This is a genomic window from Bacillus sp. AFS002410 (genome assembly GCF_002556365.1).
In the GTDB taxonomy this organism is placed as follows: domain Bacteria; phylum Bacillota; class Bacilli; order Bacillales; family Bacillaceae_G; genus Gottfriedia.
The window spans coordinates 1-10,523 of record NZ_NUEU01000011.1 but is presented as its reverse complement, the minus strand read 5'-3'; the positions used below and the strand labels follow the sequence as shown (position 1 = coordinate 10,523).

The window sequence follows — 10,523 nt, the reverse complement described above, 5'->3', positions numbered from 1 at the left end:
TTCCTGGTACAAACATAGCTATTAAAAAGCAAAAATATCGTAGCACCCTTATAAAAGTCGATATATAAGTACTTTGATAATAATCTTCAGGAGATTGAAAGAATTGGATGAAAGTTGTTGGTAATATCATTATAAATGGACTGCCAGCAATTAAAAGAATTATACGACCTTCTAATAAATTACCAACAGCAGCGTCAGGTCGTTCAGTAAATATCGAGGTTGGGAAAAAAGTTTGTTGATCATTATGGATATATTTCTCTAGATAACTTGAATCAATAACGGCATCAATTTTAATTGAACTGATTCTTTTTTTTACTTCTTTTAAGAGTTCCTGATCAACAACACCTTGTATATACATAATTTCTACATCAGTCCTCGTAACTTCTCCTACTTTATATGTTTCTAATCGAAGTGCCGTATGCTGAATTCGATTACGAATCAGGGACGTGCTTGTCCTTAAAATCTCAGTAAAACTATCTTTTGGACCTCGTATAATGGTTTGTGTCGAAGGCTCAGTTATATCTCTCGATTGAACCATTTTTGTACAAGCAACTAAAAAATTGCATTCGTGATTTAATAATATAACAGTATCACCTATAAGGAGGGCTGTTAGAAGATTGGTATAACTAGATAATGATTTCAAGCTTGATACTGAAATTACACCTTTTAATCCATTTTCCAAATCCAATAACGAAATTTTAGCATTCGAACGCAACTTATTTAAATTTAAGCAAACAATTTTCTCAATAATACCGTCATTTACAACTTCTTCATTAGAAATTCCGTCAATACGAATGATTGCGTAAGAATGATCCATTTCTCTTCCAATCGTTTCCTGTCTGATTATGAGATCTGAACTATCACCTAAATCTGATTTGATTCGTTTAATATTTTCATTTATATCTTTACTCAAGGTCCGAGTCAGATCACTTTGAAATGGAATCTGGTTATTACTTACTGAACAATTTACTTGTTTATAGTTAAGCATTATTCACCATCCTCCATTTTTGAATTTAGAAATAATTTTTCCTAAAGGAGGAAAATTTATGTAAAAGGTAAAAAAAGGGCTTTTAAGTTTTTTACTTAAAAGCCCTTTTTTTGGCTAACGAATAAGATTATTAAAAAGCAATTCTTACTTTCCTTGCAAATTTTCTAAAGGGTTCTCCACTGACATAAAGTGAGCATACATATTATTATAGATACATTGATATTCCTATGAAATGTAACAGAACAAGTGCCATTTTCTAGATGATGTTTTCCGCCAGCGATTTCCCCAGGCTTATAATAAATACAGCTAATAAATACACATCTTAATATAGGATAGAGTCCTAAATCAAATGGAATTGCAGACAATGATAACTCATTATATGAAAACTCTTAATTTTGATCATTCATTAAAATTTTCCTAAAATAAATTATAAAAAGACTGATTCAAGAATAATAATTTTTGTTTTTGAACCAGTCTTTTTTAATTGTAAACTTTATCATTAAAACACTGAACCTGTTTTTTCAATGTTAACTTTAACCTTTATGTCAAATTGAACATTTTTATATTCTTTTTCCCAATCAATTTTCTTCCAAATTTCCGGATAGGAACTTGATAGTATCCTTCCAATTCCTAAAGCATCGCAATTAGCTTTCAAGAGGGAATTAGTTACAAATTCTAATTGTTTAGTGAGTTCGGATGCAAGTTCATTATTAAGCTTTTCTATGTTTATTTTCACGCCAGGTTTATTTGAGTAGTTTAAAACATCAATATTTAATTTAAGATCTAATTTACCTGTTATTTTTCGTGTAGATTTATTTACTTTTAATTTTAGATCTCTATTTACATTTGCTGTCTTAAATAAGACTGTGCGATTTTTGTCAAGATCAATAGCCATCTGACTAAACTTATCTAATCGATTCATTAAAAGTAATAATAAACTACTCTTTTCCTCTGATAAACTAATTCCAGTATACTTATCACCATTAAATAATTTAACTCCAGCAATAATTAGTTTATTTTTGTTATCAGTAGTGACGTAAGGTAATACAATATCCTTACCAGGATCAACGAGTTGAGGCCATGCAGTAAACACACTTTCATATGGAATTTCTGTAGATTTTTCTGCTGCTTGTAATCCTTTTAATATAACAAAAGCTATAGGACTCGTTTTAGGATTTAATGACAGAATATCGCTACCTTTCCCTTCTGCTATTATTACTTTAGATGAGACATATGCATTTTTATTGCGATAAAAGGCTTCCAATATTGGATGTATACCTTTTTTAGCTAATTCTTCGCCAATTAAGATAATATATGCTTTACTAACATCTACTTGCCCAGGTGTTCTTTTGTTTATATCTACACTTAGACCAGATATATTCTGTCGTGATGCTTGAAGTACTTCATCCTTAACCTCAAACTGACCTCCACCTTTATTTTGAATTGATAAAGTTCTAACCGATGCAAGTATTTTTCCATCTTCCGTTAAATCAAAACTTATTCCATTTATAAATGTTTTATTTACTAGTAGCGACTGATCCCAACACCCTGTTAATAGACATATAAGGGAAATAATAATTGTTATACTAACACTTTTCAAGTATTTTCACTCACTTTATATTTGTTTATAAGTACGGAAAAACAAAGCAGTATAAAAGGTAGTGCAAATACTACTATGTAACTTAAATTAGCAACAAATTTACTAAAGATATCTATTTTTTTTTCATCCATTGGAAGGATTGATATGCAATAAATTAATACCCCATTAATCCAAATAACTTTTTTATATGTCTTCACTTTACTAATACTTTTCACTGAAAAATATAAATACGCTATAACCGAAGTAGACATTGGCACTATCCATACAGATAAGAAAAGTAAATCTATCCGATCAACCATTTCATAAGATAGTCCTTCAAATAAAAATAATAAAGGGTCCCTTATCATAGGTAGCTGAGCTGGGGCAAAACTTATAAGACAAAGGAATATAAAATATGTGTAAATCGTTGTTATTGATAAATTACTTAATGTAACTGTTTTAAATACACCTTTTTCTCTATTTTGAATAAATGGATATATAAAGAGTATGCCTTCGAATCCTAACATTGAGACTAACGATTTATGACTACCAAGAAAAATATGTTTTATCCCTGAGCTCCCTATTGGAAGAATGTATTGAACATCTTTAGGTAAGTTGAAAGTTAATAAAGATAAAAATAATAATAATCCAATAAGGAATGATGCTAAAACAAAAAATCTGGCTATCACTCTTAACTCACTAATTGTTAAATAGATACATGCCATCAAGATAACCATAGAAATAATCCATATAGGTGTTAATGGTAATAACCATAAATTTATACATATTATAAATAGTTTTAGAGCTAGACTTCCTGTAAGAATAAAATAAAGGAAAATAAAAATATTACAAAACTTTCCTAAAAAGCGTCCAAAAACTTTTTGGATAATTTCAGGATATGTATCGTTCGGATATCGTCTAAGTAAGAGTATATAAACTATCAAAGTCAATTGAACAGCTATACCAGCTATGATGCTCGAAATCCAACCGTCTCCTTTAGCTATTCTTTGTACAGCATTTGGTAAGGAAAGTATCCCAATACCAAGTTGGGTTTGGACTATAAAGAAATATGCCTGAAATCTTGAAATCGACGTGTTTTTCGGTATCATTTTTTCTTCCACACTCGAGAGGATCCTTGCTGTAATAACTTTTTAGGTTTTGCATTCGTAGGTCTTGTATTAAGTTTCCATATAGGTAATCGAATAAATATATCCTTTAAATCTTCCTTCCTAAATGGTGCTAAAGGAGAAAAGTACGGTATACCGAAGGCTTGTAATTTACATAAATGCATAAATATACACATTAAAGTCAAGGTTATCCCAAAGAATCCAAAAATAGAGGCAGCAATCATAGTAGGAAAACCTAATAATCTAGCACTTGTCCCCATCTCGCTAACAGGAGCTACAAAAGATGCAATAGCAGTTAATCCAATTACAACTATCATTGTGTTAGAAACTAAATGAGCCTCTACTACTGCAGTACCAATTACAAGACCACCAACAATCCCGATGGTCTGAGCTATTGGAGAAGGTAATCGTATAGCAGCTTCTTTCAATAGTTCCAAGATAATTTGCATCGTAAAAGCTTCTATTAGTGGGGGAAAAGGTACAAACTCTAATGAGACTCTAATAGAATATAGAATACCCATAGGGAGTACTTCAGAATGATAAGAAACAATCGCAATATATATAGCTGGCAAACTAATCGCAATAATGAAACTTAAAACTCGAACAATCCGAAAAAAAGAACCAATTAACCAACGATGATTATAGTCATCAGGAGATTGATAAAATGAAAAAAAAGTTATTGGAAGGATTGCGACCGTGGGATTTCCGTCTACGATGATACATACTTTTCCTTCTAATAAATATGAAACAGCTCTATCAGGTCTTTCTGTATTTAATATTTGCGGAAAAGGAGTAAAAGGATTTTCTTCAATTAATTCCTCTAAAGATCCAGTTGATTGAAGATGGTCAACATTAATCAATGAAATTCTTTTCTCAATCTCTTCGACGAGCGATCTATTAGCAAGGGAGTCTATAAATACCATAGCTACTTTCGTATTTGTGATGTTACCCAGTACAAAATATTTCACTTTAAATTGATGGCTTCGTATCCTTTTTCTCAATAAGTAAACATTTGTATTTAAACTTTCAACAAATCCATCGTGGGGACCATTTATAACTTGCTCATTTTCTGGTTCCTGAATGGATCGTCCAAGACTTTCGGGAGCAGCTGCCAATAAACCAAAGGAACAATTCTCTCTTAAAATAAGACAAAATCCATCCAGTAAACTTTCACCTATAGTCGAAATCTTAGAAGACTTTTTCATTTCATATACTTTAATTGTATTTTCTTCTTCTCCTGTATTTTCCTTTAATAAGGGTTCAATAATAAATGATTGAAGAGATTCTTTATTAACCATCGTTTCCAGATACATAATGGCATAGTGAAAGTTATTACTCTTAATTTCAGTTAATATCAAATCTTCGGTTTGTGCTAAATATATTTTGATTTGTTCTATATTTTCTGAAAGCTCATTAGTAATATTCCCATGAAATCTTTCTGTTCTAGTTTGCATAATGTTACTCCTTATCGAACTATATAACTTAATTCTTTCCACAAAAAATACTGTGTATACAAAAACAAAATCAGAGTATACTAAATTACTCATTTACCAAATAATTATTAGAAAACTCAAAAAAAAAACAATATGTACCTTTTAGTGATAAAGTATAAGGGTTTATTTTATAGTTAATTTTTTTAAAAAAGGGTTTGTGAATCGAATAATAATTTAGAAGCTTAATGTTTTTCAAACTGTTCCTATATTCGCGAAATAATCCTAAGAACATCATAAAAAATATTACTATCTAATACAGTTAAATTTTCAACATTTTATAAAAACAAAAAAGCCCAAACCTAGATATTTCCTCCAATCTTAAAATTGTATTAGGTCTTTTTTATATTTCTTAATTTCAAAGCGCTTTAAATATATTAATAATCAGTCGTTCATTCTCCTGTTCACAAAACTTTCCAAATGATAACGACAACAAAAATATTGATATAAACAATAAAAACAACAACAATGCCAAAGATAATAAAGTATATGTTAATGATAACAATGATGTTGTTGTTGTTAACGTTGATGTTAATTAGATGACAATTTAATGCATATGAAGCTATTCACTCAAACGTAGAGCAGGCTAGAAGTAGCTGATAAAATATTCATGAATATAAAAAAGAATTATCCGAAAAATCAATTACTCATTACCCCATCTTCCAATCTATAAACATGATGTACTTTTAAGTAAAGAGTTCCATTAAAAGACCTTCTAAATGAGGCTCCATTTCCGCACTTATCACAAATACCGTATACTCGGAAGGTAATTGATTTCCAAAGCGAACTTAAAGTTGTGTTTGTTGAATTTAATTGTAAGGAAATTATTAAGGAAAAAATTAGTTTTCGTTATCTTCTAAACAAAAAAATAGCAGAAGGATTGTCCTATCTGCTTTTCTTTAATTTATGAATATTCTCTTTCATTTTTTCATTTAGCTTCATTAATTGACTGTTACTTCTATCTCTCTTTGGTGCTGTTGAAGGCTTATCCAATAAGTATGGACTTTTCTTTCTTTTGTCTGCCATATTTATCTCTCCCATACAATGGTTATTAAACTATATTTTCTGTATGGTCTAAATATGATTTTTTTAAACAAAAAGAGCAGAATCATTTCTGCTCTGCTCTCATAAACCTAATTTTCATATCGACTATGCTTCAAACGTTCAACCGCTTTATCGCTTCTCTTAAATAAATCCTTTGTATATAGTGATGGAGAAGTTCGTGGAACCGTTCGAGTAGACTTTTCTAATAAAAAAGGAGACCTTGCTTTAGCACTACGTCTTTGTCTTGTACTTTCATTCTTCTTTTCTACTATTCTCTCTTCCATAAAACCACTCCTTGCTTATGTATTTATCATTATGTTATCAGACTTACACTTTTTCTTCTACTACTTTATAAATTAGGAAAAAACTATTGTTTAAGCCAACTATGTATTGTAGATAGACTGATAAGATTATCAGGATCAATGTCAAGAACATCTTTTTCAGAATCAACAGTAATCACAACAGGATATATTCTTGCCATAAACGGAATTAATGTTGTTTTAGCGTCAAAGTGCAATACATCATTATTTTTTAATGACTTTATTTCATCATCCGTCAGTTTTATTCCAAGTGTTCCTGTAAGTTCCTGTTTAAAAAGCGCTGTATCATCCATATTGAAAACAGTAATTTCTTGCCTACAAGTGTCTCCATATACGGCAAGGAAATCTTCTAAACTACTTCGATATGATTCTATATCAGACCAATTTTCAGTTTTAAATCTGGAGCTATCAATTGCATCTAATATATTAATAAACTGCTCAATCCTACCTTGCGTTCTTGAAATAACCTTCTTCATTTCCTCATTCACGCTTTCCATATCGTTGATAGGTTCCATTTCTGCCCCTGCAAATTTCTTTAGGCCCGGAGTTAAGAAAAGAGCTAAATCAACAAAAATAAACATTCCTGCTATTAACGTATAACGTTGCCATTCTTTTATCTCAAAACCATTCTGATTGAGTAATAACACAATTCCTACAATGAAAAAGAAGTACCACGTTTTACGCAAGTTTTGCCGATATTTCTTAAAGAATTCAAAGAATGCCCAACTGATATATAAAATAATACCTGATATTATAACGAGAATGATCCATTTATATTCCTGAATAAACGAAAATATTGAATTTCCCCATTTAAGTTTTAACCAAAAAGAAACTGCTATGACGACTACCAAAATAACGATTTTTAAGAATATCTTAAAACCATCACGCTTAAATAATTTTTGTTTCCTACGATTTGCCATAGTTCACCTCCAAATCTTTATAATTTAGTTCATTGACTTTCACTTTATTGCAATTACTATGTTGCTTTATATCTCTACAAAAGTACAAAAAAAAACGCGTGTGGCTTTGAAGAAACGGTTAACCTTCGGATATTCATAAGATTATGTAAATCCCTCTTATAACATTATATATTTTAATAGAAATTCAGAGAATAATTTTATTATATAAGTAACCCCTCCAAATTTTCCATTAATTTATTTAATTTTAAACTTTTAAGAAATCTATTTATAAAATTACTAAAATAAAAGCTATGACTATATTTAAGGATTCTATTTCATTTGTAGCTCGTATTGATTAATATACTTCAGGTGCATTCCTGTTTTTAACATGTGTTTTATTTCAGAATTGGCATAAGTACCTGCTTGTATTTCCCTGGAGTTAGGTATTGCTCCATACCAAGTTTGTGATTAATCTAGAAGCCCTCATTTTAGAATATGAAAATGATATTGATTTTTCACATATTGGTTTTCCAATCAATTGGAAAGAACATTTAACAAATTCAAACCGCATTCGTCAAAATAGAGAGTGATTAAATATCCTATTAAATTGGTACATCTTTTTAGCACCAACTTCCATTATTGATTACCTACTTGCTCATGAGCTTGTTCATTTAAAACTTATGAGCCATTCAAAAAAGCATACTGGGATATCTTACGAGTGCTGTTACCTGATTATGAACAACGAAAAGACTGGTTACGAATTAGCGGAGGAACTCTAAATGTATAAAAATAGCCAGAAATCACAATGGATTTCCGGCCATTTTTATAATTAAGTCATTTTGTGAAGTTTTGGATGCCTGGTATTTTACCAAATATCAATACGATTCTTTAATGAAATTGATACAATCTCTTACCGAATCTACATCCCCTTCCATATATCTCATCAGCAACAACAGAAAACGCTTACATTTTTTTAAAAACTTTGCTAAAGCCTTTCAAAAAAAAGTGTCATAGTAAGTAAATTGATATGTAAGTCTTACCTTTCGCTTAAGCATCAATAACTTTATAATTTTTATGTGCTACAACCGTTCTATTTCCTTCAAACTCTAAAAACGACTTGTTTTCTACTATATTCACAATTACTGTATTTTCATTGACCTTCACAACGATCCCTTTGATTCCATTTTTAAAAAGGATATGATCACCTAATTCTGCAATCTTTTTTGTCTTGAACATCGTGTAATTTCCTCCAATCAAGTAAGTACATGTTGTTAAACCTTATCATATCACTTTTTGCGATTTTATTAAATGTTGGTGATAATGTATTTTCTCTTAGCCTAATGAATTCCTGAAAAGAAAATTATCGGTTCTTGTGCTTATATTATTTAGTATATCGTAAATAAGTAAAAACGCTGAAATGCATCAAAATTACTATCATTATCTGATGTTCTTTTAAAAAAGGATAACAACAATATTGATATCGATGATGATGACTATCTTCGAAATCTTGCTTCATTACACTAAAAATTGAATACTTCTCAATTTCTCATGTTAAGTTATTTAAATAACCTTAAAAGTCCAAAAGATCCGAAGGTAATAAACTAAAGAAAACCTTACAATACTAGCTTGGTATGAAGAACAAAATAAGAAAGGTTATAAGTAATAACTTGGTCAAGAAAAAATCTTGAGTTTAAAGCTGAAATGAATAAACGAGTATTTGAAGTGATGACTCGTCAAGATGGAATTTCGATACAATAGACGAAGCATTACATACGAGATTCCATGTTTAAAATATTGTATAAAGGCTTTGTAGAATTCCATCGTATGGGTGAATGTTATGTAACATAAACAATTTGGGCGGACTCTACTTTTGAACAGGAAGAGTCTACCCAATTTACTTTTCTTCACTAAATAAAAAAATCTTTTTTTCGTTATTTACTTAAATTTCGAACATAAACCACTATTCTAACCTACTTTACTTTCATCTACAGCGTGTTGCCAACTTGGGTAGTAATACAATGCACTCCGCATTAAATCAGGATAATTTTGCTTTACCTCTTTTTTACGTAGAGTATTACCTTCGTTATGTAACTTCTGGATCTGAGTAATGACTTCCTTTGATGTTAATTTGACATCCATTCTTCATTCCTCCCTTTCAAAGTTATCAAGATGATCTTTCCCTTTGGCTAACAATTTGAAACTATTAACATAGTTAAAATTCATCACATCTATGTTTCTGAAAATTCTAACATATAGTATGGTTATTGTGAAGTAACTTACTCCTGTCAAGTATTAAACAAAACAAACTACCTACCCTAGAACTTTTTTGATATTACTTTCGGCCCGTCAACTGGCCAACGAACTCGACATCATCGATTTTCCATCCTTGGCCTTTTATATAAATCAAGGACGTTTTAACAATGACGGTTTCTGTATTACTGACATCATTAAACTCTGTACTTAGCTTAAATTCATTAAAGAACTCAGCTTCAGTCCTTGAAGATTGGTATTCAAAGGGCTTTAATCCTACCAATGAGGATTTCACCGATTGATCCCCATTCGGAATTTTCAAACCTGCGGGGTGTGTTGCCTTATATCCCTGATCGGTCATGAAGGATTTAGTGTTTTGATATCGTTCAGCAATCGTTTGGTAGGTGAAGAAGTTTTTTAGAAATGCTCGGTTTACCTCTAATGCGTCCGTATTTTGGATATAGGTTAAAGACGAAATTTTATCTTCATAGTGTTTTTGGTTGGACCTGACCTCTTGTAACTGTGTGCGTAAACTGAACACATACACCTTCAAAAGAATATGATTAACTTTACCTAAGTCTTCTTTATTTTTTTCATTTGAGATTATTCCTTGTAGGAATAGAAGAACACCTATAATTATCAGTCCTAATCGAATTAACCAGTTGTTCACTCCATTAATCCTCCTGATAGTTTTTTCCACTCTTATGTTTAATAATAGACTAATTATACAGTTTATATCGACTTCTGTAATTTGGGGTAATTTCGCCTTTTTTCCTCAAAAATTAAATTATTCTTATTCAACTAGTGCATGCGTTCGTATTATAAG

The 10,523-nt window shown here is 30.5% G+C and carries 11 protein-coding genes; 1 reads left to right on the top strand and 10 read right to left on the bottom strand.

Going from position 1 to position 10,523, the window contains the following annotated elements:
* From CN692_RS10585 to CN692_RS10560, 7 genes are all read right to left on the bottom strand, one after another.
* Nucleotides 1–988: spore germination protein (locus CN692_RS10585; protein WP_142317517.1), on the bottom strand; the 988-nt coding region annotated here is incomplete at its 3' end.
* A gap of 499 nt (nucleotides 989–1,487) precedes the next feature.
* Nucleotides 1,488–2,588, bottom strand: a complete 1,101-nt coding sequence (locus CN692_RS10580) for a Ger(x)C family spore germination protein (protein ID WP_098119133.1) — start codon at nucleotides 2,586–2,588, stop codon at nucleotides 1,488–1,490.
* Complete coding sequence (locus CN692_RS10575) at nucleotides 2,585–3,688, bottom strand: GerAB/ArcD/ProY family transporter (protein WP_142317516.1); 1,104 nt, start codon at nucleotides 3,686–3,688, stop codon at nucleotides 2,585–2,587. The genes CN692_RS10580 and CN692_RS10575 overlap by 4 nt, the downstream gene beginning before the upstream one ends.
* Nucleotides 3,673–5,148 carry a spore germination protein gene (locus CN692_RS10570; protein WP_098119131.1) on the bottom strand — a complete coding sequence of 492 codons (1,476 nt, stop codon included), beginning with the start codon at nucleotides 5,146–5,148 and terminating at the stop codon, nucleotides 3,673–3,675. Before CN692_RS10570 ends, CN692_RS10575 begins: the two co-directional genes overlap by 16 nt.
* 921 nt (nucleotides 5,149–6,069) lie before the next feature.
* On the bottom strand, nucleotides 6,070–6,210 hold the full coding sequence (locus CN692_RS26120; protein WP_179865415.1) for a hypothetical protein: 141 nt from the start codon (nucleotides 6,208–6,210) through the stop codon (nucleotides 6,070–6,072).
* Nucleotides 6,211–6,317: 107 nt separating this feature from the next.
* Nucleotides 6,318–6,512 (bottom strand): hypothetical protein, encoded by a 195-nt coding sequence (locus CN692_RS10565; protein ID WP_098119130.1) that lies wholly within the window; start codon nucleotides 6,510–6,512, stop codon nucleotides 6,318–6,320.
* Between the two features lie 83 nt (nucleotides 6,513–6,595).
* Nucleotides 6,596–7,468, bottom strand: a complete 873-nt coding sequence (locus tag CN692_RS10560; RefSeq protein ID WP_098119129.1) for a type II toxin-antitoxin system SpoIISA family toxin — start codon at nucleotides 7,466–7,468, stop codon at nucleotides 6,596–6,598.
* Between the two features lie 575 nt (nucleotides 7,469–8,043).
* Between CN692_RS10560 and CN692_RS10555 the strand changes: the two genes are divergently transcribed.
* Entirely contained in the window at nucleotides 8,044–8,226 is a 183-nt protein-coding gene (locus CN692_RS10555) for a M48 family metallopeptidase (RefSeq protein WP_306659899.1), read from the top strand.
* Nucleotides 8,227–8,494: 268 nt separating this feature from the next.
* Here the strand turns inward: CN692_RS10555 and CN692_RS10550 are convergent, their stop codons facing one another.
* From CN692_RS10550 to CN692_RS10545, 3 genes are all read right to left on the bottom strand, one after another.
* Nucleotides 8,495–8,683, bottom strand: a complete 189-nt coding sequence (locus CN692_RS10550) for a DUF2187 family protein (protein ID WP_098119128.1) — start codon at nucleotides 8,681–8,683, stop codon at nucleotides 8,495–8,497.
* Nucleotides 8,684–9,412: 729 nt separating this feature from the next.
* Nucleotides 9,413–9,586 (bottom strand): hypothetical protein, encoded by a 174-nt coding sequence (locus CN692_RS26115; protein ID WP_179874412.1) that lies wholly within the window; start codon nucleotides 9,584–9,586, stop codon nucleotides 9,413–9,415.
* Between the two features lie 193 nt (nucleotides 9,587–9,779).
* Nucleotides 9,780–10,367 (bottom strand): hypothetical protein, encoded by a 588-nt coding sequence (locus CN692_RS10545; protein WP_098119127.1) that lies wholly within the window; start codon nucleotides 10,365–10,367, stop codon nucleotides 9,780–9,782.
* Nucleotides 10,368–10,523 lie beyond the last annotated feature (156 nt).